Here is a 23,326-nt window from a genome sequence, read left to right as displayed (position 1 = left end):
TATCGATGGCACCTCGACGGCGGACCGTACTGGCGGCGGTATCGACGGCGACGGCGTCGGCAGCGGCCGGCTGTGCCGACCTGCTCGCCGACACGGACGACGAAAGCGGCCCGACGAGCGACGAAACCGTCGCGACGGCGTTCGTCGAGAACCTCGCGAACGGGGAGTTCGAACGGGCGAGCGAACGATTCGTCTCGAGCGAACAGGACCGATACGGTGACCCCGGCCGTCTCGAGCGGCTCTGGATGGGGTACGGCGCGGTCGGCGGCTCGTTCGAGGAAATCGCCGACACGAGCGTGACGACGGGCGACGGGGCGTCGGCGGTCGATCTGACGCTGTCATTCGCCCGCGGCGATCACGACTGCCGCGTCGTCGTCGACACCGAATCGCGGATCGTCGACTGCGGGGTCACCGACGAGTACGAACGGCCGTCGTACGTCGACTCGAGTGCGGTCACTGAGACGGACCTGACGCTCTCGGTCGAGGGCTGTTCGCTCCCCGGTACCGTCACGACGCCGGCCGACGGCGACGGCGTCCCCGGGGTCGTGCTGGTCCACGATTCCGGACCGGTGACCGCCGACACCGCCCGCGGCGGCACCCAGCTGTTTACGGACCTCGCCGAGGGGCTCGCCACGCAGGGCGTCGCGACCCTTCGATACGACAAGCGCGTCCCCGCCTGCGAGGTCACGGGCACCGAGTACACCCTCGACCGCGTCACCGTCGACGACGCGCTCGTCGCGATCGAGCGCCTGCGGAGCGTCGAGGGCGTCGGCCCGGATCGGATCGCCGTCGTCGGCCACGGCCTCGGCGGACGGGCCGCGCCGCGGATCGCGGCTCGAGACGGGAATCTCGCCGGCGTCGTCGGCCTCGCCGCGCCGGCGCGGCCGTTCCACGACCTGACCCTCGAGCAACTCGAGCACAAGGCGTCGGTCGGGTCACAGGAGTGGGGAGATTTGACGAGCGTCTACGAAACCTGGACCGACGAGATCGAACGAGTTCGATCGGGAGAGTACGAGGCGGACGAAACGCTGCTCAACAAACCCGGCGCGTTCTGGCAGAGCCTCGAGTCCTACGACCATCTCGGGACCGCTGCGGAGATCGAGGCACCCCTGTTTTTCCTGCAGGGGACACGCGACTTTCAGGTCAGCGCCGCCGACGACCTCGAGCGGTGGCAGTCCGAACTCGAGGGGGACTCGGCGGCGGACTTCGAGACCTACGACGGGCTCAATCACCTGTTCATGCCCGGCGAGGGAGAGTCCGTGGAGTTCGCCTACGCCGTTCGTAACAACGTCGCCGAGGAGGTCGTCACCGATCTCGCCGACTGGATCGGCGGGTTGTAACGCAGCCGACCGACCGGCGGGGGCCGAGCCGCCGGTCGCTCGACCGATGGACCGAGGATTCATACGCCGGTCGCCCGACCCACGTCGTATGGAGACGATTCGGGTCTTGCAGGTCGACGCCTTCACCGACGAACCGCTCACCGGGAACCCGGCGGGGGTCGTGCCGAACGCGGACGGCCTCTCGGACGACCAGATGCAGGCGATCGCCGCCGAGATGGCCGTCAGCGAGACGGCCTTTCTCCGCTCGAGCGAGACCGCCGACCGACGGATTCGCTATTTCACGCCGACACAGGAGGTCGACCTCTGTGGCCACGCGACGATCGGCACCTTCGCACACCTCCACGAGGAGGGCCTCGCGACGGGAACGACGACCCTCGAGACGAACGTCGGGACGCTCGAGATCGAGGTCGCAGACGACGGCACGGTCTGGATGACACAGGACGAGCCGACGATCCGCGAGATCGACGTGGGCTACGATCGCGTCGCCGACGCACTCGGCGTCGATCGGGCCGCCCTCGAGGGCGCGAGCGCCGATATCCCGCTGGCGGTGTCCTCGACCGGTCTGCCGTTCCTGATCGCACCGATCACGTACCTCTCGGATGTCGGCGACGCAGCGCCCGATATGGCCGCGATCGAAGCCCTCACCGATGCGGTCGACGCCGCGGGCGTCTACCTCTTTACCTTCGACGCGCTCGAGGCCGAGTCGACGGTCCACGGCCGCATGTTCGCGCCGGGTGCCGGCGTCCCGGAGGACCCGGTCACCGGCACCGCGAGCGGGGCCGTCGGCGCGTACCTCGACCGCTTCGGCGCGTTCGACGACGACCTCCCCGAGGAACTTCGACTCGAGCAGGGCCACTACGTCGACCGGCCGGGGATCGTCCGGGTTCGCCTCGACGACGGGGTGCGGGTCGGCGGCCGTGGCGTGACCGTCCTCGACGGCTCTCTCGTCGTCCCCGAGGCCGACGAGGACGAGATTCTCGAGGCCTGAGTCCGCGGTGCGGCCGCGCTCAGGCGAGCGGGTCGCTGCCGCCGTTGCCGCCGCTGCTGTTATTGTCGCTATCGCTGCTACGTTCCTCACCGCCGCCGCTGTCGCTCTCGAGACCGTCCCGCGGTGAGTCCGACGGACTCGAGGGGGGTGACGGCCCCGTTCCGGACGGTTCGGTCGACGATTCTGATTTCGGCTCTGTCTCTGACCCCCGCTCTGGTGCTGGCTCCGATGTCGCCTCTCGAGTCGCCGGTGCGACGGCGCGGTCGGTCGTCTCGTTCGATCCGGCGGCCTCGGCCGCGTCGGCGGTCGCCGCGTCGTCGAGGTGCTCGCGCTCGTCGAACGTCGCGGTCCGGTCGTTCTCCTCGAGCGCCTCGATAGCCCGGCGAGTCTCGGCGATCTCGGCTTCCATGTCGGCGAGACGGTCATCGAGTCCGTCGTGGACTTCGCTCGCGAGTCGGTTCGAGTCGAGTTGTCGGCCGGCGGCTCGGCCCGCTGCGCGCGGGAGCGTGACGAACAGCGCGTAGCTCTTCCCGAGTTGCCAGACGACGATGCCGAGCGCGGCAAAGAGCAGGGTGATCGTCGGGTTCGCGCTCTCGATCGCTGTCCCGGGGTTCAGCGGATCGGCGAGTAACCCGGTGATCGCGCCGCCGAAGCCGGCGAGAAATCCCGCGGCGACGAGCGCCAGCCCGAGTCCGAGCGCCCCCACCGTAATCGTGCGATAGACGAGCGTCCACTTGAACGTATTTCGAAGTTCCATATCGGGAACAATCACCGAACTTGTATAATCGCTGTGGGCAACAGGTCGACGCTATCGGCGTCCGGTAACCTGACGGCTTCATATCGGTCGTCGTCCCGTGTAACCGCGCAGTTCGATTCGGCGGCACCCGATCCGAACGCGCGTTTGCCGGCCGCTACGGCAGAAACTCATTCACTTGTGAGTTGCGATTGGGCGAAACTGTTCGCAACCTTCTTTATTCGTACCAGTGACCACCTCAGTAGAGATGGCTGTACTCTGGCTGGACGAGATCAGTGCCGGCGACCTCGAGAAGGTCGGCGGTAAAGGTGCCTCCTTGGGCGAGCTCACGGGCGCGGGGCTGCCCGTTCCACCGGGATTCGTCGTGACTGCCGGGACCTATCGAGCGTTTATCGAAGACGCCGAAATCGACGAGGAGCTGTTCGAGGCCGTCGACGTCGACGTCGACGACTCGAGTGCGCTGGCCGATGCTGCCGACCGCGCACAGGAACTCATCCTCGAGACGCCGTTCCCCGAGGAGCTTCGCGAGGAGATCCTCGCGAGCTACAGCGAGGTCGGCGACGGCGAGGCGTTCGTCGCGGTTCGGTCCTCTGCGACGGCCGAGGACCTGCCCGACGCCTCCTTCGCGGGCCAGCAGGAGACGTTCCTCAACGTCACCGAGGAGGACCTGCTGGACCGTGTCCGGGAGTGTTGGGCCTCGCTGTTCACTCAGCGGGCGATCTACTACCGACAGGAGCAAGGGTTCGACCACTCCGCGGTGAACATCGCGGTCGTCGTCCAGCAGATGGTCGACGCCGAAAAGTCGGGCGTGATGTTTACGAGCCACCCCTCGACGGGCGATCCGACGATGATCATCGAGGCCGCGTGGGGGCTCGGCGAGGCCGTCGTCTCCGGCGCCGTCTCGCCTGACAACTACGTCATCGATCGCGAAGACCGGTCGATGGACGTCACCATCGCCGAGAAGAAAGTCAAACACGAGAAAGACGAGGCGACCGGGCAGACCGTCGAGCGCGAGGTCCCCGAGGACAAACGGACCCAACGGGTCGTCTCCGGCGACGAGATCGACGCCCTCATGGACCTCGGCGAGCGCGTCGAGGACCACTACGGCGAGCCCCAAGACGTCGAGTGGGCCATCGTCGACGGCGAGGTCTACATGCTCCAGTCCCGGCCGATCACGACGATCGACGAGAGCAGCAGCGACGCCGCCGACGCCGTCGACGCCGAAGGCGGCGACCCCGCGAAGGGACTTACCGACGGCAGCGGCAGCGTTCAAGCCGCCGAGGGCGGCAGCGCCGATACCGCCGACGCGAGCGGCTCCGGCGAGGTCATCGTCGACGGACTGGGCTCGAGCCCCGGCACGGTAAGCGGGCCGGCGAAGATCGTCACGAAACTCGACGATCTGGCCAAAGTTGGCGAGGGCGACATTATCGTCACCGAGATGACGATGCCCGATATGGTCCCCGCGATGAAGCGGGCCTCGGGGATCATCACCGACGAGGGCGGCATGACCAGCCACGCCGCTATCGTCTCCCGCGAACTCGGCGTCCCCGCTATCGTCGGCACCACCAACGCCACCACCGTCCTCGAGGACGGACAGGTTGTCACCCTCGACGGCGACAAGGGTTCCGTGCTCGAGGGGTCGGCGGTCGAACCCGACGAGGAGACCGAACCCGTCGAGGAAGTCCGCCCGCAGTCGCCGGTCAAGCCGATGACCGCGACCGAGGTCAAGGTCAACGTCTCGATTCCGGAAGCGGCCGAACGCGCGGCCGCGACAGGGGCCGACGGCGTCGGCCTGCTCCGGACCGAGCACATGATCCTCTCGCTGAACCAGACCCCCGAGAAGTTCATCGACGAAAACGGTCCGGACGCCTACACCAAGGAACTCATCGACGGCATCCGCGGTGTCGCCGACGAGTTCTATCCCCGTCCTGTCCGCGTGCGCACCCTCGATGCACCCACCGACGAGTTCCGCCAACTCGAGGGCGGCGAGGACGAGCCCAACGAGCACAATCCGATGCTGGGCTACCGTGGCATCCGCCGGTCGCTCGATCGACCCGATGTCTTCGCCCACGAACTCGAGGCGTTCCGGCGGCTCTACGAGATGGGCTACGATAACGTCGAGATCATGCTGCCGCTGGTCAACGACGCCGAGGACATCTATCGGGCCAAGGAGTGCATGAAGGAGGCCGGCATCGATCCCGAGAAGCGCAAGTGGGGCGCGATGATCGAGACGCCCGCGGCCGCGCTCTCGGTCGAAGAGTTAGCCGAGGCCGGCATCGACTTCGCCTCCTTCGGTACCAACGATTTGACCCAGTACACGCTCGCGGTCGACCGCAACAACGAGCACGTCGCCGACCGCTTCGACGAACTCCACCCCGCCGTGTTGCGCCTGATCGGTGACGTCATCGAAACCTGCCGCGAACACGATGTCGACACCAGTATCTGCGGACAGGCCGGTTCCAAGCCCGAGATGGTCCAGTTCCTCGCCAACGAGGGCATCACGTCGATCTCGGCGAATATCGACGCCGTCCGCGACGTCCAACACGAGGTCAAACGCGTCGAACAGAAGCTCCTGCTCGACTCGGTTCGCTAACCACCTCGAAATCCGTTTTCGCCACGGAGACACGGTGATTCTTTTCCGAGCCCGCCTCGGTTTCGGTCCCTGCCTCGAGTGACGCGTTTGAACCGATCGACCGGGTCCACAGCGAAGTGACCCGTCGATCTCGTCGAGCCGCCGCTCACCACGTGTAGGCTCGCCCGGCGGCGACGAGAAAGACGATCCCGATTCCGACCGCACAGGCCGCGATCGCGAACCCGAGCAGCCGCAGTAGGTCGGTCATGAGTTCCGGGTACTCGGGCTGGGGCTCGAGGTTCGCCACGAGGACGTAGACGAACGTACCGACACCGACCGCACACAGCCCGAACACGGCCGGCGCGGCCCAGGTCATAGGTCCGGTGGGGCGGCGACCATCCTATAGCCTGTGGCCGTCTCGGGGAAAGGTCCATGAGACAGGGGACCCTCAGATGACATATGAGCGACCGTTCAGACGAGGTGACCGAGAGTCGGGACCGAGACCCGGCCGCCACCGACGACCTCCTCGAGGAGACGGATCGACTGCTCTCCGGGTCGGGCGGCGGTACCGGCGACGCGTCGCCCGGGCCCGCGGAGCCGTCGGATGCGTCCGGCAGTGACCCCCTGCAGGACCTGTCTACCGGAATCGACCGCGGGCCGGAGACCGAGCCCGAACCCGCCGGCGAGACCGACGCCGGCTCGTCGCGCTCGTGGCTCGCCCCGCTCACGTCGCGGCTCTCGCTCGGGCAGTATTTCTCGCCGAAGGAGTATCTCGCGCTGGTGCTCGTCCTCGGTGCCGGCCTGGTGGCCGGCGATACCGTGCTCCCGTTCGCCGGTCGCGTGATCGGCATGTTCGGCGTCGCGTTCACCGTCGGCCTGCTCGCGTCGAAACGGCGCTACCTCGAGGTGAGCGTCGCCGGCGTCTCGGTCGGCGGCGTCGCCGCGATCCTCAACAACGCCGTCCTCACGGCTGTCGGTTCCGGACAAACGATCGTCGCGGTCGGCGCGACCGTCGGCCTCCTCGCGTCCGTCGTGGGATACTACTTCGGCCGCGACTTCCGCGACGGTCTTGCGCGGGATATCGACTGAGCCGGATTCCGGTCGCTCGCCGTGTGCGTCCCCTTGCTCACCCGTTCATCGTCAGTTCCCAGCCGCGCTCGGTTCGCCGAACGACGCCGTTGTCGGCCATCACCTCGAGCAACTCGGCGACGACCTCGCGGGGCGCGTCGATGTCCTCGCTGAGTTCGCCGACGGATTTCGGCTCCGAGCGCACGCTCGCGAGCAGGTCGGCGTAGATCCGACTCTCCGGGCCAGCGCCGACGTTCTCGGAAATTGAATCGAGCACGTCACAGAGCCGGCCCTGCACCCACCGCTGGGCCAAGGAGAGTTCGTTTTCGAGCCGCTCGAGGTCTTCGAGGGCGGCGAGTTGGTCATCGAGATCACCGGCGTCGTCCCAGGACACGTCGAGCGTGAGGTGGCGACAGGTCGTGATATCGAAGCTACTGTTCGCCGGATAGGCGCTCTTGCTCGCGAACCCGTACGGCGAGACGTTCACCTCGAGGCGGACGTTCCGGGCGATGTGGAAGTACTTTCGTCGCTGATCGTCGACGCGGCTCTCGATCAGGCCCGCTTCCTCGAGTTTCCGCAAGTGCTCGATAACCGCCTTGGGACTCACGCCGAGGTATTCCGAGATTTCGGTGACATAACAGGGTTTGCGGGCGAGCAACCGAAGGATCCGTCTCCGGTTTTCGTTCCCGAGTAAATCCAACAACGCGGCGGAGTCCATCGAGAGAGGGTTAGTGATCGCCGCTGAAAAGGGTGTCTGCTCGCCGGACTCGCGGCGACGACCGCACCCCGGCGACGCCCTCGAGCCGATTCGCGACGATTTCACCGATCAGCGAGCGAATCGGGTCGTTCCGACCTCGAGGAACGCGATTGAACCACGCGAAGACGGCACGTGCTCGAACGCGGGCGGCGATACGATCGGGAAGCGAATCGGTCCGGTCTGGACGACCGCTTTCGACCTCGATCCGTCGTCCGTGCTGGGTGCTGACCGTAGTTGCGTCGGTATTCGAGAGAATAACTCACCGGCGGGTCCCGTTAGCTAGTTGCCGTTTCCGTTCCCCGACGATTGGCCGTTTCCTGCGTTCTGACCCGATCCAGCGCTGCCACCGTTTCCGGAGGCGTTACTGTTGCTTCCGTTGTCGCCGTTTCCGTCGTTTCCACTATTTCCCGGTGCGTCGCCGTTCCCTCCGCTCTCGCTATTCCCGGGTGCATCACCGTTCCTTGCATCTCCGTTATTTCCCGGCGTGTCACCGCTCCCTGCATCTCCGTTATTTCCCGGCGTGTCACCGCTCCCTGTATCTCCGCTATTTCCCGGCGCATCACCGTTCCCCGCGTTCTCGCTGTTCCCGGGAGCGTCAGCGGATCCGTTATTCCCCTTCTCGGCGGGCGGACCGCGGTCGTCCGGCGGGCCACCGCCGGCACCGGGCGGTCCGTTACCGGTGGACAGCCCGCGGGCGACCGCCGCGGTCCCCGGACCGGCGTCTTCCGACGCGTTCTGCCGGATCCGCGAGGCGTTCTCCCGAAGGTCCGAGAGCTCGGTCTCGTTGACGCCGGCCTCGGCGGCGCGGCGCTCGGTTCGTTCGATCGACCGCTCGAGGCTGGCGATGTCGACCGTCAGTTTCGCCATGCGAGAGCGGTAGGCGCCCCGAGCGAGCGAGTCGCGTTGCTCCCGGAGTTCGGTGCGTTCGGCTTCGAGTTCGGTCAATTGGGTCTCGAGTTCGGTCGTCCGATCGCTGACGACGTCGGCGCGGCTCTCGTTGTCCGCGGTTTCGTACTCCGCGTCGAACAGTTCGGAATCGACCGTGTTCTTCGTCTCGGCCGCGTTCGCCTGCATCAACGTCCCGACGGAGGCGTTCGTGGTTGCCGTCTCGGATTGGTCGGATTGGCTGGTTTGGGCCGCGGTCAACGAACTCGCGACGGCACCGCTTGCAAGCGGCGCGACCGTGAGGCCGACGACCAGTGCGGCCACGAGGAGCGTGACCGACCGAGTGGTTGTCATCGCTTCTGTCGTTGTCCCGAATATACTAAAAAGACGGACCTTCGTTCGTACCGTTCACTCAGTTCGATCGACTCCCGAGAGTCGTTCCGAGCGTTCAAACGGGCTGCAGTGGCCGTAATCCGGCCCGATTACAGTTGAGTCCGCCTCGAGTCGACCCGCGCTCGTTCGGATCGTTCGAATCGTTTGCGTCGGCCGAGAACGTCGCAATCGCGGGCTACGAACCGTCGTGAACGAGAGCGGTCGATCGCGGAAACGAACAGGCGATCCGATACCTCATCCGCGAAGCGGGCGGGGGCATCCGACCCGACTCCGAGGCCGCCGTCCAAGATCGGTCTGATAGCGCGACGATTTAAACGTATCCGCAAACAGTTATATCGCTCCAGCCCGTGATACTTGTTACCATGTTCGAGGTGTTCTCGCGAAGCTATTATCTCGGACGTCTCTACGTGACCCCCACCGACGGGGATCACGCACTCATGCACAGCGAGCAACACGAGCGGATCAACGAGGCCGTGTACGCGACCGGCGACGGACTCGAGCGCCTCGACACCCCGCTGGTGATGAAACTCGAGTCACAGCACTTCCCGGTTCACGGGGCGGAAGATGTCCCGACGAATACGCTCGCACTGCCCGAATCGATGGTCGAAGGGTCCGAGATCAGGAACCCGCCCTCGCTCAGGGAGGTGTTTCTCGCCCGTCGAGAGCGCGCCCGGCAGTTGCTCGAGTTCACCGGCGGATGGCGGGACTCGGGTGACCGGCCCGACGAGGACCTGCGAAACGCCGGAACCTAGAAGTACGCTCGCTTCCCGTTTTCGCCCGGATGTTCGACGAGTTGCTCGGCCGTGCATTGCTCAAGGACCGAATCGACGAACTCGAGGACGAAAACGAGCGGTTACAGAAGCGCTACGAGGCCGAATCCGAGCGCCGGGCCGACGCCGCGACCGCCAGACAGGACGCCGAGGAGCGGATCAACCGACTCGAGGATCGGATCGCCCAACTCGAGGGTGAACTCGAGCGGGTCGAAGAGGACGAAACCGGGCTCGCCGTCCGCCGCCGCGAGCAACTGCGGGGTGCCCGTCTCGAGTCGGTGATCGACCGGCTGACGACGTTTCGAACGGGCCCGGAAGGTGCACTGACCGTCGGCGTGGACGGCGAGGGCGTTTCCGAGTCCGCCCGCGCGGAACTGGAACCGGTCCTCGGCGATCGCGTCGCGCTCGTCGACGACGCCGCGCCGTGTCTGTGCTGCGTCGACGATGCGGGGCTGCTCACCGTGACACTCGAGCCCCCGGTCGTTCCCGACCGAGACGCGACGTGGAGCGACCGGTTCGCTCTCGAGCGCGAGTGGTTCCTCCCGACCGGCCGCCACGCGATCGCGCTCGTCCGGACCGACCTGTTCGCCCTCGGAGTCTACGAGGGCGCGGACCGCGTCGACTACCGCGGATTCGAGAGCGATGTCAAGGGCAGCCACTCGAAAGGCGGCTTCTCTCAGGCTCGATTCGAGCGGATTCGCGACGGCCAGATCGACGACCACCTCGAGCGCTGCCGGGAGGCCCTCGCCGGGTACGAACCCGGCGGCGAGGCCGCCGACACGCCGCTTTCTCTCGTCGGCCAGCGCGGCATCGTCGACGCGCTCGTCGAGGAATCGGCCCTCGAGCCGACCGCGACGGCCGCCGTCGACGCGACCGGCGACCCGAAGCCGGCGCTCGAGGACGCCGTTCGATCGTTCTGGACGACGGAGTTGCGGGTGTTGTAAGCCCGTTTCGACTGGTTGTCAGTAACTGCCGTCGTCGGCAAAACAGCGACCGCACCGGTTCGCGTCGCCGTCGCTGACTGCCTGCTCGACGGGAATCACGCGGAGGTGTTCGTGAGCGATGTGAGCGGTCGCTCCGCAGGTCGTCTGGAAGTCGGACCGGCCCGATTCGTGCTTGTGGATCTTGTTCGTCGTCTCGTTCAGAACACCGTTCATGATGTATGTTGTCATTGGCCACCAACATAATTGCATCGTCCGTTGCGCAGTGGGTCCGACAGGAGATCGAACCGTTTCAGAGGGAGAACGGTCCGGGTGACCGTATCGGTACGAAACGAGCTGTTTCCGGTCTCGAAACGATGCGGTTCGAACTGGGGATCGACCGGGTACGGGGCGATTCCGATACGTTTTCGGCTCCGGACGCCGAAGGTACGACCGAGTATGTCTGACTTCGAATCCATCACGTGCGAGCAGTGTGGTGGCGATTTCAAGGCATATCCGGACGCCAACGCGGCCCAGCGCGGGTTCTGTAGCCCCGCGTGCGCCCTCGAGGCGAACTAACCGAGAGACCGGCCGATCGGAAGCCGTTTTTTGTGCTGACCGCGTGAGACCGAGCGTCGGCCGCGAAAGCGGCGAGTGGCTCAGTCCTGCTCGACGCTCGGATGCATCGTCGGCTCCTCGTCGAGCGGCTCCGCGAACGCCTCGAGCATCGTCTCTCTCGCCTGCTCGTCGCGCTTTCGCCGTTCCTCGGCATCGATCTCTTCACAGCCGGGCGGCACCTCGCGGCCGCGACCGGTGAAGTAGCCCTCGGGGGCGACCCAGTCGTGGTAGAAGTTCGCGTCCGAATCGTGGACGACCGCGAGGCCGACCTTCGCGCCGTGACCGGCGGCGACGATGGTCTGGTGGGGCTCGTCCGCGACCCGGCCTGCGGCGTAGACGCCGTCGACGGCCGTCCGCCCGCCGTTATCGACGTTGACGAAGTGTTTGCTCCCGCGTTTGGTTCGACCGACATCCAGCGGGACGAGGTAGTCGCTGTCCGACCACGAGGCCGCGATGAGCCGTCGGGCGTCGAGGGGTTCCCCGCCATCGGTCTCGAGGACGAAGCCCTCCTCGAGATCGCTCTCGACGACCGGTTCGGCGCGCGTCACGCGGCCGAGTTCGAACTCGACGCCCGCGTTCCGGGCCTGTTCGCGGGTCAGTTGTAAGTACCGGCGGGCGTCGATCCCGTCCGGGAAGCCGGGATAGTTCTCGAGGCTGGCGTTGCGCGCAAGGATGGATTCCCCGCCGTCGACGACGAGGGTGTCCAGTCCGGCGCGGGCGGTGAAGATCGATGCGGCGAGGCCGGCGACGCCGCCGCCGACGATACAGACGTCTCGCATGACCGCCCGTTGACTGGCCCGGGTATAGAATGTTATCGTCTGTCGCGGTCCCGAACCGGTTCGATCACTCCTTTGCGTACCGGTCCTCGGAGCCGTCCATCTCGCTGCCAACCACCGTCTTCCGTTCCGGGGAGTAAACCGTTATGGCGAGCCGTGCGGTGTGTTCGGTATGGACGTTGTCGAGGCCCTCGAGGCGCGGCGCGATATGACCTGTTTTGTCGGGGCTGGCGGCAAGAAGACGACGATGGCGACGCTCGCGTCGGTCCTCGAGCGCGCGGTCGTCACCGCCACCGTTCGCATTCCCATCTTCGACGACTGGGTCGAGCGGGTCGCGGTCACGGACGACCCGGTCGCGGCCGTCGAGGGGACCGCCGACTGGCCGCTCGGCGTCGTTCCGGAGCGGGAACGCGAGGACCGCTATCTGGGGTACGACCGCGCGACGGTCGATGCCCTCGCCGACCTCGACGTGCCCGTGCTCGCCAAAGCCGACGGCGCGCGGATGCGGCGGTTCAAAGCCCCGAACGAGCGGGAGCCACAACTGCCCTCGAGTGCGAAGACGGTCGTTCCGATCGCGAGCGCGCACGTCGTCGGAGAGCCGCTGACCGAAGAGCGAGTGCACCGGGTCGATCGGGTCGCGGCCCTGACCGGGCTGGAGCCGGGCGACGAGATCCGGCCGGCCGACGTGGCGACCGTCCTCGCCAGCGATCGCGGCGGCCGCAAGGACGTTCCGGACGGCGCGACGGTGATCCCGCTCCTCAACATGGTTGACGACGAGGCGCTCGCGGCGACCGCGCGGCGGGTCGCCGCCGAGATCCACGAGCGGGCGGACGTTCCGCGGGTCGTCCTCGCGGAGATGCGCGCCGACCGCCCGCTCGTGGACATCGTTTAGCACTGGGTGTCACTCTCCCGTCGTCCGCGAGTCGGAGAGACCACCGGGCACAGTCACACGCACGATTGCCCCTCGAGGAGGCCGACAGATGCCGTGATAACGCTTTTTCCCGTCCGCGGTGATCGTCCACCGTGGCACTCGCTACTCCCGACCGACTCCTCCGGGTCGATCTCTCGGCGGAGTCGGTCGAACGCGTCCCCGTCCCGGAGCCGTGGCTCCGCCGGTACGTCGGCGGGAAGGGGCTGGGCGCTCGATACCTCTACGCGGAACTCGAGGCGGGGACCGATCCGCTCGGGCCGGCGAACGCCCTCCTGTTCATGCTCGGCCCGCTCTCGGGCTACCTGCCCGGCGAGTCGCGATACGCCGCCATCACGAAATCGCCGCTGACCGGCGGCTTCCTCGATTCCTATGCCGGCGGCTCGTTTCCGGACGCGCTCGTCGGCGCGCTCGGTCCCAGTATCGGACTGCTCGTCACGGGGCGGGCGGACGAACCCGTCCGTCTCGTCGTCGAGGACGGGACGGCGACCGTCGAACCCGCCGACGCGTGGGGCGAGGACACCCTCGAGACGGCCGCGGCGTTCCCCGACGCGTCGGTCGCCTGCATCGGCCCGGCGGGCGAACGGCGGGTCGCCTCCGCGACGATCGCCTCCGACGAGGGGGACCACCACGCGGGCAGGGGCGGTGCCGGCGCCGTGATGGGCTCGAAGCGGTTGAAGGCCGTCGTCGCGCGGGGGGAGCCGCCCGAGGGACTTGCGGACCTGCGCGAGGCGTACGCCGAGCGGTACCGCGACGCCGAGACCGGACGGTGGCTCGAGGCGAGCGGGACGGCCGAAACCGTCGATTTCGCGAACGAGATCGGCGCGCTCTCGACCCGCGGCTGGGAGGACGGCCGGTTCGAGGGAACCGACGGGATCGGCATCGCTGCGGTCAGGGAGCGAATGACCGGGCGAGAGTACGACGGCGGCGACAGTAATGACGACAGCGCCGGCGAGCCCGGCGGCTTCCGCGTCGAGACCGACGACGGCGACTACGTCCCGCGCGGGGCCACCGCGATGTCGCTGGGCGCGGGGCTTGGCATCGACGAGTTCGACGCCGTCGCGGAACTCGGCCGCACCTGCGACCGGCTCGGCATCGACCTCATCAGCGCCGGCAGCGCGGTCGCGTGGGCGATCAAGGCCGCCGACGCGGACCTGCTCGAGCGCTCGATCTCCTTCGGCGACCCCGACGCTGCTCGGGAGTTGCTCGAGGAAATCGCCGCGCGGGACACGCCGGTCGGCGACGCGCTCGCAGACGGCGTCGACGCGGCGGCGGAACGGTTCGGCGGGGACGACCTCGTCCCGACGGTCAAGGCGATGGCGCTGCCGGCGTACGATCCGCGCGGCGCACGGAGCATGGCGCTCGCGTACGCCACCAGCGACCGCGGGGCCTGTCACCGCCGAGCCCGCCCGATCGAGCGGGAGGCGTTCGACGGGCGGTGGAGTCCCGACCGCGCGGCGGCGGCCGTCATCGAGGAGCAGAACCGGCGCTCGGCCCTCTGGTGTCTCATCGCGGACGATTTCGTCGGCGAGGCGTTCGACGACCTCGGCGCGGAGTGGTTGGACGCGGTCGGACTCGAGACGGCGGGCGGCCCCCTGACTGTCGGAGAACGGGTCTGGACCCTGACTCGCCTGTTCAACGTCCGGGAGGGGCTGGGGCGGGCAGCTGACGAACTGCCCGCACCTCTCCGCGAGCCCCTCGAGTCGGGGCCCAACGCCGGATCGGCCGTCGACGACGAGTGGTTCGAGACGGCCCGCGAGCGCTACTATCGGAAGCGAGGCTGGGGACCCGACGGCCGGCCGACTCGAGCGACCGTCGAGCGCTTCGGACTCGCCGACGCGGTCGCGGACGACTCGCTCCTCGCGGACCCGCGCTGAGGGCGGCCGAGTTCGCAGACCCGACCTGAGCGGCCGAGCGACTCGAGCGGGGCCCGTGGCGGAGCCGATTGATAGTATGCCAATCCTTACTTTCGGACCCGTCGTACGACCGGTGTGGACAGAATTCTCCTCAGCACGCTCGCCCACCGGTCGCCGGAGGAGGTTTTCCCGTACGTGCGATCCTTTACCGACTACCCGCGGTACACGGACCACCTCAAGGAGGTTCGAGTCGACGGGGACGGCGGAGCCGGCTCCGTCTACGACCTCGAGTTGGCGTGGTGGAAGCTGAGCTACACCGCTCGCTCGAGAGTGACCGATATCTCGGCCCCCGAATCGCTCACGTGGGAACTGGTCAACGACCTCGACGCCCGCGGCCAGTGGCGCGTCGAACCGGAGCCGGAATCCGCGCCGGCCCACGCGGAGACGGCCAGTCGGATCTACTTCGAGGCGCGCTACGATCCCCACTCGGCGAACGAAGACGCCATCTCGCTCCCGCGGTTCGTCTCGCTCGACTGGGTTGTCAAGAAGGTCGAACCCAAACTGCTCGGCGAGGCCCGATCCGTCGTCGAACGGCTCGTCGCGGACATCGAGGGGCGGCCGCGGGACGTGGAATTGACGGTTCACGAGATGCCGTAGCGCTCGCGCCGCGCGGAGGCCGTCGGCGGCGGCCGCTGTTCTCGTCTCGCAACCGGTTCGCTGGCAGGGCAAACCCACTTACTGCTCGGCGGCCGACACTGCTGATATGAGCGGACGCTGCACCGGTTCGAGTCCTCGCTACCCGCGGGTGAGACGCTGATGCGCGTCCTCGTCGTCGGTGCGGGCGAGGTGGGTTCGAACATCGCCGAGAGCCTCGACGACGACCACCACGTCGTCGTGATCGATACGGATCCCGATCGCATCGATTCGATCACCTACTCTCACGACGTGTTGGCGATTCGGGGCGACGGCACCTCGATCGAGACGCTGCGGGAGGCCGGCATCGAGAACGCGGATATGGTGATCGCGAGCACCGACGTCGATGAGACGAACATCGTCATCTGTGGCGCAGCGAAGGCCGTCGGCGGTCCGTTCACGATCGCACGCGTGAAGAAGACGACCCTCCTGCGGACGTGGGAGCAGTCGACGGGCGCGTTCGGCGTCGACTTCATGGTCAGTACGAACTTACAGACCGCCGAGACGATCGTCAGAATCGCCGGCCTGCCCAACGCTCACGACGTCGAGGCCTTCGCCGGCGGACTCGTCCAGATGGCCGAGTTCGAGGTTGAACCCGACAGCCCCGTCGCCGGCGAGACGGTCTCCGAGGCCGACCGGTTCGAGTCGCTGACCTTCGCCGCGTTGCTGCGCGAGGACGACGTCATCATTCCGCGGGGCGACACGGTCATCACGGCTGGCGACGCCGTCGTCGTCATCGGGTCCAGGGAGAGCGTCCGCGCCTTCGCGAGTTCGCTGACACCCGAACCGACCCTCGAGGACGCCCACGAGGTCGTCATCGTCGGCGGGACCGACATCGGCTATCAGACGGCGCGGCTCTTCGAGGCGGAGGGTCTCGAGCCGCGACTGGTCGAACGCGACCCGGACCGGGCGCGGGAACTGGCCGAGCAACTGCCGGGGACGCTTGTCTTAGAGAGCGACGCGACGGACATCGACTTCCTCGTCCGGGAACACGTCGACGAGTCAGATATCGTCGTCTCCGCCCTCGAGAGCGACGAGAAGAACCTGCTCGTCTCCCTGTTGGCGAAGCGGATCGGCGTCGAGCGCACGATCGGACTCGTCGAGTCCGGCGAGTACGTCGACCTCTTCGAGACGGTCGGAATCGACGTCGGCGTCAACCCTCGGCTCGTCACTTCCGAGGAGATTACACGATTCACGCGCAAGCGCCGCGCGGAAAACGTCGCCATGCTCGAGTCCGACCGCGCGGAGGTCCTCGAGATCGAGATCGGCGAGGACAGCGCGCTCTTCGAGGCGCGGATTCAGGACGCGATCGCCGACCTGCCGGACGGCGTCGTCGTCGGCGCGATCAGCCGCGACGGCGACCTGATTACGCCCCGCGGCGAGACGGTCGTCCGAGGGGGCGACCACGTGGTCCTCTTCGTCGATACCGCCGTGTTAGACGAGATCACATCGGCGTTATGAGCCGCAGCCGTCGGCTCCGCGCCCGTGCTCGATCCGCTCGCCGACCTCGAGCCCGTTCCGGAGCGCCGCGTGGAGCCGCCCCTCGCCGGCGACCCAGTCGCCGAGACAGTATAGGCCCTCGCGTTCGGCGCGGCGCAGCGGGTCGTCGTCGACGCCGTCTTCGGGTAAGGCGTACCGCCAGCCCTGCTGGTCGGCCCAGTCCGGGTCCCGCAGGCGCTCGTCCCCGATGAGGTCGGCGGTCAGGTCCGCGAGTCGCTCGCGGTTCTCGGCCGGCGACTCGTCGTAGTGTTCGACCGACCACTCGTGGTTTGCCTGCACGACCAGCAGTGACTCGCCGTCGGGAACGTGGCCGGGCTTGCACTCCTCGCGGCCGATCCAGCCCACCGCGTGGGCCTTGTCCGTGTTGACCAGCGCGTAGTAGGGTCGCTCGAGTTCGAACGGATAGTGGAAAATCTCGGTCCAGATCGTCCGGAAGGGGACCGCCTCGACGGCGTCGACCAGATCGTCGCGCACGTCAGCGTCCCACTCGGCCGACCGCAGCAGGTCGGCGGTCTGGGGTGCCGGCGGGTTCAGGAGGAGCACGTCGAAGGGGCCCCACCGGGTTCCGTCGGCGTCCTCGAGGTGCCAGACGCCGTCCGCGTCTCCGTGTCCGCCTGCGACTCCGCGCCTGCCCGCGTCTCCGCTCCCCTTCTCGCTCTCGCCGCCGTCACTCCGGACCACCGTTTCGATCCGCGTCTCTCGGTGAATCGTTGCGTCGGTGCGCGCGAACAGCCGTTTCGCGATCTGTGTCAGTCCCTGTCGGTAGGTCCACTTGTGCCTGTCGCGGTCGTCGCCCTCTGACACCGCACCGTCGCCGTCGAACGTCGAGACCGGGTCCGTCACGTCGACCAACCCCTCGGTGTCCAGCGTCTCGGTCAGTAACTCGACTACACGCTCGTCGTCGGACGTGACGTAGTTCGCGCCGTAGTCGTAGACGACGTCGTCGTGCCGCCGCGTCGCGGCCCGACCGCACAGGCCGCGGGACTTCTCGAGGACCGTGATCTCCGTTTCGGCGGGCGTTTCCTCGAGGGCGTACGTCGCCGCCGCGGCGGCCGCACCTGCGCCGACGATTCCGATTCGGGTCATGGGTGTGTCTCGGGCACGGTCCTGTAAGAATCCGGGCACGGAACACGTCGATTGCCGGTTGTGCCGATAGCGATCGCCGGAACGGTTCAGGAACTGTGACAGTCGCGAACGCTTTTCTTCGGGAACGTGATCATCACGAGAAAATGGACACCTCGAATCCGACGCGGCGGCGACTACTGGCGTCCGGCGGTAGCGGTCTCGCAGTCGGCCTCGCGGGCTGTCTCGGCGGGAGCGACGATACCGCCGAGGAGAACGAGGACGACCCCGGAGACGAGACTCCCGACGTGGGCAACGAGAGCGACGACGGAGACGACACTCACGAGCACGACCACGACACCGATCACGAAATCGGGCAGCCAGTGTCCGAAATCACGGTCGAGATGACCACGAACGACGCGGGCAAGCACTTCGTCCCGCACGTCGTTCACGTCGAACCGGGTGGCACCGTCGAGTGGGTGTTGAAACGCGGATCCCACGACACCACCGCGTACCATCCGGACGTGTACAACGGCCAGCAGCGCATCCCCGACGAGGCCGAGCCGTGGGCGAGCGATCACCTGAGCGATGACGGCGATACGTTCACGCGGACGTTCGATATCGAGGGCGTCTACGACTACGTCTGTGCGCCCCACGAACGGGACGGCATGGTCGGCACCGTCGTCGTCGGCTGGCCGGACCCCGAGGGCCAACCCGGGCTGGAACCGCCGGCCGACGACCGCCCCGACGCCGCCGTCGAGGGACTCGAGCGGTACAACGAACAGGTACGCGAGGTGCTCGAGGCGGGGCCGGACGGGCAGAGTGGCGACGGCCACGGCGACGGGGGCGGTCACGATCACGACCACAGCGGCGGCAGCGATCACGGTCACTGAGTCGCCGGTTCGGGATCCGAACGCGAGCCGCCGCCGTGACCGTTCGACCGCAGTGACGGTCTCGCGAGCCGTCGGATCGAACGGCTTTTGCGACGCCGGCGGGTAAGAGCGGGCGATGGACGTACTGATCGTCGGCGCGGGGTCGATGGGGACGTGGTTCGGGGACGCGATCGATGCCCGGGTCGCGTTCGCCGATGTCGACCGGGACGCGGCGATAGCCGCGGCCGAGCGGGCCGAGGGCGACGTCGCCGACCTCGAGGGCGAGACGACGTACGACGTCGTCTGTCTCGCCGTGCCGATGACACACGTACGCGATGCGATCGCCGCGCAGGCCGACCGAGCCGAGCGGGCGATCGTCGATGTCTCGGGCGTGATGGAGCCCGCGATCGCGGCCATGGAGCAGGCCGCACCGGACCGCGAGCGAGTGAGCCTCCACCCGCTTTTCGCGCCCGAGCGGGCACCCGGCTCGATCGCCGTCGTCCGGGACCGGGCGGGGCCGGTGACCGACGACCTGCTCGCCGCGCTCGCTGAGCGGGGCAACGAGTTGCTCGAGACGACGGTGACGGAACACGACGAGGCGATGGAGACGGTCCAAGCGGCGACCCACGCCGCGGTTCTGTCCTTCGCGCTGGCGGCGGAGTCGGTCCCGGACGGGTTCGAGACCCCGATCTACGAAGGGTTGGAACGGCTCGCTGAACAGGTGACCGCGGGCACGCCGCGAGTTTACGCCGACATTCAGGCGACCTTCGACGGCGCGGACGCGGTCGCCGACGCCGCGAGCGAGATCGCGGCCGCCGACGCCGACGACCTCGAGGCGCTGTACCGGGAGGCGGCAGCGAACTGGCACGGCGACGGAGCGGGGAGCGACGAGCGGCGCGATACCGGGGGTGAACCAACGTGAGTGAGCAACGAGAGGCGATCCGATCGAACGCGAAGTATCTGCGCAACGTCCGGCCGATCGATCCCGAGGAGATCTGCGAGTACGTCGAGGGGACTCCGCACCCGGCGGTCGTCCGGCAGCACCTCCGCGAGGACGCCGCGCTGCTGGGGTTGATCGAGCGAGACGATGGCACGTTCGTCCCCGTCGACGACGAACCCGTCTCCCCGCGGCGCGGGCCGGTCGAGCGGTTCCCCGCCGAGTACGAGCGTCGGCTCGAGGACCTGCTCGTCGAGCGCTACGGCCCCGACTGGGAGGAGGGCGTCTCCGGGGACCTGCTCCGGTCGACGATCCGCCGGTTCAAGGCCGACTACCTCGACGGCCGGCCGGTCGAGTACGACGAGGACGTCGCGGCCGGCTACGCGATCTATCACCTGCCGGGTTACTACGCGGCGATCCAGTACGCGTTAGACGACCTCGCGGACCGGGGGCTGCTGGGCCGCAATCTCCGGGTCCTCGACATCGGTGCCGGCGTCGGCGGCCCCGCGCTCGGCCTCTGTGACTACCTCCCCGACGACGCCTTGCTCGAGTACCACGCCGTCGAGCCGAGCGCGGCCGCGGACGTACTCGAGGACCTGCTCGCGGAGACGGGGCGGAACGTCCACACGACGATTCACCGGGAGACCGCGGAGGCGTTCGATCCGAGCGAGGCCGTCAACGGCGGTGGCAGTGATGGCGACGATTCCGGCGAGGAGTTCGATCCCACCGCCCCCGACGACGGCTTCGATCTGATCTTCGCCTGTAACGTGCTGAGCGAACTCGAGGATCCGACCGCCGTCGCGCGGTCATATCTCGAGACGCTCGCGCCCAAGGGGACGTTCCTCGCGATGGCACCCGCCGACAAGAACACGAGCGTGCAGTTGCGCGCAGTCGAACGCGAACTCGAGGATGAACGGCTCTGGAAGCGGACGGCGGTAGCGTTCGACAACGAGAGCGGCGGCGACGCGGAGCAATACCGCCGCGGTCAAGTCACCGCCTACGGCCCCACCGTCCGTCTCTGGCCCGGCGAACGGCCCTCGGATCGGGGCTGGTCGTTCGACGTGCGGCCGGCGTTGGCCGTCCCGGAATTCCAGCGCCGACTCGACGAGGCCGCGCCGGCCGACGACGAGGACCACGCGCCCGGCGAGTTCGTCAACGTCGACGTGCAGTTTTCCTACTCCCAGCTCCGTCTCGACGGCCGCCGCCGGATCGACATGGCCCTCGAGACGAACGAGTGGGCGAAGATGGACGAGATGGAACGCCACGTCACCGAGCGGATCGACCTCGTCGCGGCGAAGCTCAGCCGCTCGCTCTCCGACGGCGGGAACGGCGGGGGCGGGAGCGACGGTCGCGGCGGGCGATCAAACCCGCTGTTCAAGATCAGCGACGGCAGCGAGGAGATCGACCACTACGCGGTCCTCACGAGGGAAACCGCGCTCAACCGCCCGCTGCTCGAGGCCGAGTACGGCGATATCTGTTCGTTCGAGGGGATCCTCGCGCTCTGGAACGACGACGAGGAAGCCTACAACTTGGTCGTCGACGAGGAGACGATCGTCGACCGGCTCGGCTGAGATCGGCGACCGACGGCGATCCGTCGCGGAAGCGGTGGGCTTTTCGCGCCGCCGCCCGACCGCCGTGACATGAGCGACGACCTCGAGATCCTGTTGACCAACGACGACGGGATCGACAGCACCGGTATCAGGGCGCTGTACGACGCCCTCTCCGAGCACGCCAACGTGACCGTCGTCGCCCCGGCCGACGACCGAAGTGCCTGCGGCCGGTCGCTCTCCCACGAAGTCGACGTCGACGAGCGCGAACTGGGCTACGCGGTCCACGGCACGCCCGCCGACTGCGTCGTCGCCGGCCTCGCCGAACTCGGCCCCTATCCCGACTTGGTCGTCGCGGGCTGTAACAAGGGCGCGAACCTCGGGGAGTACGTCCTCGGGCGATCGGGAACGATCAGCGCGGCCGTCGAGGCCGCCTTCTTCGACGTCCCCGCGATCGCGACGTCGCTGTACGTTCCCGTCGACGACACGCCCTTCGAGGACGTCGAACTGACGGCCGACGAGTACGCGGAAGCGACCCGCGTGACCTCGTATCTCGCCGAGCGCGCGCTCGAGGAGGGCGTCTTCGAGCACGCCGCGTACCTCAACGTCAACGTCCCGCTGCCCGACGGGGAGCCCGCGCCGATCGAGATCACGCGCCCCTCGAAGCGCTACGAGATGGATGCCGAGCGCGAGGGTGCCCACGTCACCCTTCAGGACCGCGTCTGGGACGATATGGACCCCGAGTCGCTCCCCGACCCCGAGGGGACCGACCGCCGCGCCGTCGTCGAGGGCCGCATCAGCGTCTCGCCGCTGACCGCCCCGCACACGACGAACCACCACGAGGCGCTCGACGCGCTCGCCGACTCCTACCGGAGCCGCTGAGACCGTGTCCGCTCGAGTCATGACCGGTCGTGAGTCGTCGGTCGTTTCGGGACTCGAGGCGCGGAAACCATCGATTACCGCGGTATCGGACACGTGGTACGTGTGCTCGATCGGCCGGGTGCGGTTGTCGGCGAGCCTGTCGGTCGCTGAAAGTGATAACTGACTTGCGGGTCGCAAGGCGGTTGCTATTCGACAACGGCACCGTCACGATAGTCACAACGTAACCAACGGAGCGCAACCATGTCATATATGGAACATAAAATCAAGGTAGGTGGGCGTTCAAGCTGTGATAGTCCCAACGGAGCGTGATCAATAGATGGTATTCAATACACTCTGGACTCGCCTCTCGTCTCTCTGGACCGGGTCGTCCGACGAGTCCCCATCGGACGAGTCCGAGACAACAGCGGCCGAGGAACCGACCGAGGAAACCGACGACGAAACGTTAAGCTACGCCGAAGACATCGAATACGGCGTCGACGAACGCGAACTGCCGGACGAGGACAAGGTTCTCAGACTGCTCGTCAAACGCGGCGGCCGCGTCGATCAATCGACCGTCCGCGAGGAGACCGGCTGGTCCCAGGATCGTCTCGCGGACGTCATCGACCGCATGGAAGACGACGACCAAGTCAGTGCGATTACCGTCGGTCGCAAGCGCGTGATCTGCCGACGCGGTTTCGAACCCAAGGGCTACCGCGGCCATCTCAACGAATAACGTTCCCGTTATCCGACCTGCGAACGGCGACGACGATTCTACGCCGAGACTGTTTCGACTCGAGCGGCGGCGGGATCGACCGAACTGGGGACTCAGTGGTGTTCAGTCCGGTCGTTCTCGAGCGGGTATGGTTCTGGTTTCTCTCCGGGCGCTTCGGCGTTACAGTCGGGCGACGATTCGCGGCCGACCGCTACCCGGCCATCTCCCGGCCCAGCTTTTTGGGCGGCGTCGGCGTAGGTGGGGCCGATTCCGATGGATCTCACGATCGAGGACGCGCAGGTCGTGGTCGACTACGAGGGAACCGACTACTCGTTCGAGGTCGTCGGCGAGACCGAACTCGCGTACGACGACACGAGCGGCCCGGAGTCGACGGTTCCTGACGCGGTCCTCGAGGAACTCGAGACTCGCGGGTACATCGTTTACCGCGATTGAACGCGTCGCTGCCTCGGTCAGCGTCGTGGTTGTTCTCCGCAATGAACTTCATCCAAGTGGAAAG

General features: G+C 67.5%; 23 protein-coding genes. 16 read left to right on the top strand and 7 right to left on the bottom strand.

Translation table 11 applies throughout. The features are described from left to right. Nucleotides 1-5 precede the first annotated feature (5 nt). Together FEJ81_RS14195 and FEJ81_RS14190 are read left to right on the top strand one after the other, a co-directional pair. Nucleotides 6-1,340, top strand: coding sequence for an alpha/beta hydrolase (locus FEJ81_RS14195; protein ID WP_138245900.1), 1,335 nt, complete (start codon nucleotides 6-8; stop codon nucleotides 1,338-1,340). Nucleotides 1,341-1,428: 88 nt separating this feature from the next. Beyond that, nucleotides 1,429-2,328: a PhzF family phenazine biosynthesis protein gene (locus FEJ81_RS14190; protein ID WP_138245899.1), complete on the top strand. Its 900-nt coding sequence runs from the start codon at nucleotides 1,429-1,431 to the stop codon at nucleotides 2,326-2,328. A gap of 19 nt (nucleotides 2,329-2,347) precedes the next feature. Here the strand turns inward: FEJ81_RS14190 and FEJ81_RS23780 are convergent, their stop codons facing one another. Beyond that, complete coding sequence (locus FEJ81_RS23780; RefSeq protein ID WP_229504719.1) at nucleotides 2,348-3,085, bottom strand: hypothetical protein; 738 nt, start codon at nucleotides 3,083-3,085, stop codon at nucleotides 2,348-2,350. Nucleotides 3,086-3,329: 244 nt separating this feature from the next. Between FEJ81_RS23780 and ppsA the strand changes: the two genes are divergently transcribed. Continuing rightward, nucleotides 3,330-5,675: a phosphoenolpyruvate synthase gene (gene ppsA, locus FEJ81_RS14180; protein ID WP_138245898.1), complete on the top strand. Its 2,346-nt coding sequence runs from the start codon at nucleotides 3,330-3,332 to the stop codon at nucleotides 5,673-5,675. 145 nt (nucleotides 5,676-5,820) lie between these two features. Here the strand turns inward: ppsA and FEJ81_RS14175 are convergent, their stop codons facing one another. Then, on the bottom strand, nucleotides 5,821-6,030 hold the full coding sequence (locus FEJ81_RS14175; RefSeq protein WP_138245897.1) for a hypothetical protein: 210 nt from the start codon (nucleotides 6,028-6,030) through the stop codon (nucleotides 5,821-5,823). 83 nt (nucleotides 6,031-6,113) lie between these two features. Here FEJ81_RS14175 and FEJ81_RS14170 point away from each other — a divergent pair, with 83 nt between their 5' ends. Then, nucleotides 6,114-6,743, top strand: a complete 630-nt coding sequence (locus FEJ81_RS14170; protein WP_138245896.1) for a DUF456 domain-containing protein — start codon at nucleotides 6,114-6,116, stop codon at nucleotides 6,741-6,743. 37 nt (nucleotides 6,744-6,780) lie between these two features. On the opposite strand, the gene FEJ81_RS14165 is transcribed toward FEJ81_RS14170, so the two are convergent. After that, the gene (locus FEJ81_RS14165) at nucleotides 6,781-7,440 is read right to left on the bottom strand and encodes a metalloregulator ArsR/SmtB family transcription factor (protein ID WP_138245895.1); all 660 of its coding nucleotides are present in this window, start codon (nucleotides 7,438-7,440) and stop codon (nucleotides 6,781-6,783) included. 318 nt (nucleotides 7,441-7,758) lie between these two features. After that, nucleotides 7,759-8,718 carry a hypothetical protein gene (locus tag FEJ81_RS14160; protein WP_175416431.1) on the bottom strand — a complete coding sequence of 320 codons (960 nt, stop codon included), beginning with the start codon at nucleotides 8,716-8,718 and terminating at the stop codon, nucleotides 7,759-7,761. Nucleotides 8,719-9,119: 401 nt separating this feature from the next. On the opposite strand from FEJ81_RS14160, the gene FEJ81_RS14155 reads away from it, so the two are divergent. Both FEJ81_RS14155 and FEJ81_RS14150 read left to right on the top strand, forming a co-directional pair. Continuing rightward, on the top strand, nucleotides 9,120-9,509 hold the full coding sequence (locus tag FEJ81_RS14155) for a DUF5802 family protein (protein WP_138245894.1): 390 nt from the start codon (nucleotides 9,120-9,122) through the stop codon (nucleotides 9,507-9,509). A 29-nt stretch (nucleotides 9,510-9,538) separates the two neighbouring features. After that, on the top strand, nucleotides 9,539-10,471 hold the full coding sequence (locus tag FEJ81_RS14150; protein ID WP_138245893.1) for a Vms1/Ankzf1 family peptidyl-tRNA hydrolase: 933 nt from the start codon (nucleotides 9,539-9,541) through the stop codon (nucleotides 10,469-10,471). 18 nt (nucleotides 10,472-10,489) lie between these two features. Here the strand turns inward: FEJ81_RS14150 and FEJ81_RS14145 are convergent, their stop codons facing one another. Together FEJ81_RS14145 and FEJ81_RS14140 are read right to left on the bottom strand one after the other, a co-directional pair. Continuing rightward, a complete protein-coding gene (locus tag FEJ81_RS14145) occupies nucleotides 10,490-10,684 on the bottom strand; it encodes a hypothetical protein (protein WP_138245892.1) in 195 nt (64 codons plus the stop codon). A gap of 422 nt (nucleotides 10,685-11,106) precedes the next feature. Beyond that, the gene (locus tag FEJ81_RS14140; RefSeq protein ID WP_138245891.1) at nucleotides 11,107-11,844 is read right to left on the bottom strand and encodes an NAD(P)/FAD-dependent oxidoreductase; all 738 of its coding nucleotides are present in this window, start codon (nucleotides 11,842-11,844) and stop codon (nucleotides 11,107-11,109) included. A 169-nt stretch (nucleotides 11,845-12,013) separates the two neighbouring features. Here FEJ81_RS14140 and yqeC point away from each other — a divergent pair, with 169 nt between their 5' ends. The 4 genes from yqeC (at nucleotide 12,014) to trkA (ending at nucleotide 16,779) form a co-directional block, all read left to right on the top strand. Next, nucleotides 12,014-12,733, top strand: coding sequence for a selenium cofactor biosynthesis protein YqeC (gene yqeC / locus FEJ81_RS14135; protein WP_138245890.1), 720 nt, complete (start codon nucleotides 12,014-12,016; stop codon nucleotides 12,731-12,733). 131 nt (nucleotides 12,734-12,864) lie between these two features. Continuing rightward, on the top strand, nucleotides 12,865-14,646 hold the full coding sequence (locus tag FEJ81_RS14130) for an aldehyde ferredoxin oxidoreductase family protein (protein ID WP_138245889.1): 1,782 nt from the start codon (nucleotides 12,865-12,867) through the stop codon (nucleotides 14,644-14,646). A gap of 114 nt (nucleotides 14,647-14,760) precedes the next feature. Then, nucleotides 14,761-15,282, top strand: coding sequence for an SRPBCC family protein (locus tag FEJ81_RS14125; protein WP_138245888.1), 522 nt, complete (start codon nucleotides 14,761-14,763; stop codon nucleotides 15,280-15,282). A gap of 159 nt (nucleotides 15,283-15,441) precedes the next feature. Beyond that, a complete protein-coding gene (trkA, locus tag FEJ81_RS14120) occupies nucleotides 15,442-16,779 on the top strand; it encodes a Trk system potassium transporter TrkA (protein ID WP_138245887.1) in 1,338 nt (445 codons plus the stop codon). Here the strand turns inward: trkA and FEJ81_RS14115 are convergent. Next, nucleotides 16,774-17,904, bottom strand: a complete 1,131-nt coding sequence (locus FEJ81_RS14115) for an NAD(P)/FAD-dependent oxidoreductase (protein WP_138245886.1) — start codon at nucleotides 17,902-17,904, stop codon at nucleotides 16,774-16,776. The genes trkA and FEJ81_RS14115 overlap by 6 nt on opposite strands. A 143-nt stretch (nucleotides 17,905-18,047) precedes the next feature. Between FEJ81_RS14115 and FEJ81_RS14110 the strand changes: the two genes are divergently transcribed. The 6 genes from FEJ81_RS14110 (at nucleotide 18,048) to FEJ81_RS14085 (ending at nucleotide 23,262) form a co-directional block, all read left to right on the top strand. Continuing rightward, complete coding sequence (locus FEJ81_RS14110) at nucleotides 18,048-18,773, top strand: plastocyanin/azurin family copper-binding protein (protein WP_138245885.1); 726 nt, start codon at nucleotides 18,048-18,050, stop codon at nucleotides 18,771-18,773. Nucleotides 18,774-18,888: 115 nt separating this feature from the next. After that, nucleotides 18,889-19,674: a prephenate dehydrogenase/arogenate dehydrogenase family protein gene (locus FEJ81_RS14105; RefSeq protein ID WP_138245884.1), complete on the top strand. Its 786-nt coding sequence runs from the start codon at nucleotides 18,889-18,891 to the stop codon at nucleotides 19,672-19,674. Next, entirely contained in the window at nucleotides 19,671-21,260 is a 1,590-nt protein-coding gene (locus FEJ81_RS14100) for a small ribosomal subunit Rsm22 family protein (protein ID WP_138245883.1), read from the top strand. The genes FEJ81_RS14105 and FEJ81_RS14100 overlap by 4 nt, the downstream gene beginning before the upstream one ends. A gap of 69 nt (nucleotides 21,261-21,329) precedes the next feature. Beyond that, a complete protein-coding gene (gene surE, locus FEJ81_RS14095) occupies nucleotides 21,330-22,118 on the top strand; it encodes a 5'/3'-nucleotidase SurE (RefSeq protein WP_138245882.1) in 789 nt (262 codons plus the stop codon). A 316-nt stretch (nucleotides 22,119-22,434) separates the two neighbouring features. Further along, on the top strand, nucleotides 22,435-22,830 hold the full coding sequence (locus FEJ81_RS14090) for a helix-turn-helix transcriptional regulator (protein ID WP_138245881.1): 396 nt from the start codon (nucleotides 22,435-22,437) through the stop codon (nucleotides 22,828-22,830). Nucleotides 22,831-23,082: 252 nt separating this feature from the next. After that, entirely contained in the window at nucleotides 23,083-23,262 is a 180-nt protein-coding gene (locus tag FEJ81_RS14085) for a hypothetical protein (RefSeq protein WP_138245880.1), read from the top strand. Nucleotides 23,263-23,326 lie beyond the last annotated feature (64 nt).

The sequence above is a fragment of the Natrinema versiforme genome, from assembly GCF_005576615.1.
GTDB classification, from domain to species: Archaea; Halobacteriota; Halobacteria; order Halobacteriales; family Natrialbaceae; genus Natrinema; species Natrinema versiforme_A.
This window is presented reverse-complemented; position numbering and strand designations above follow the sequence as displayed.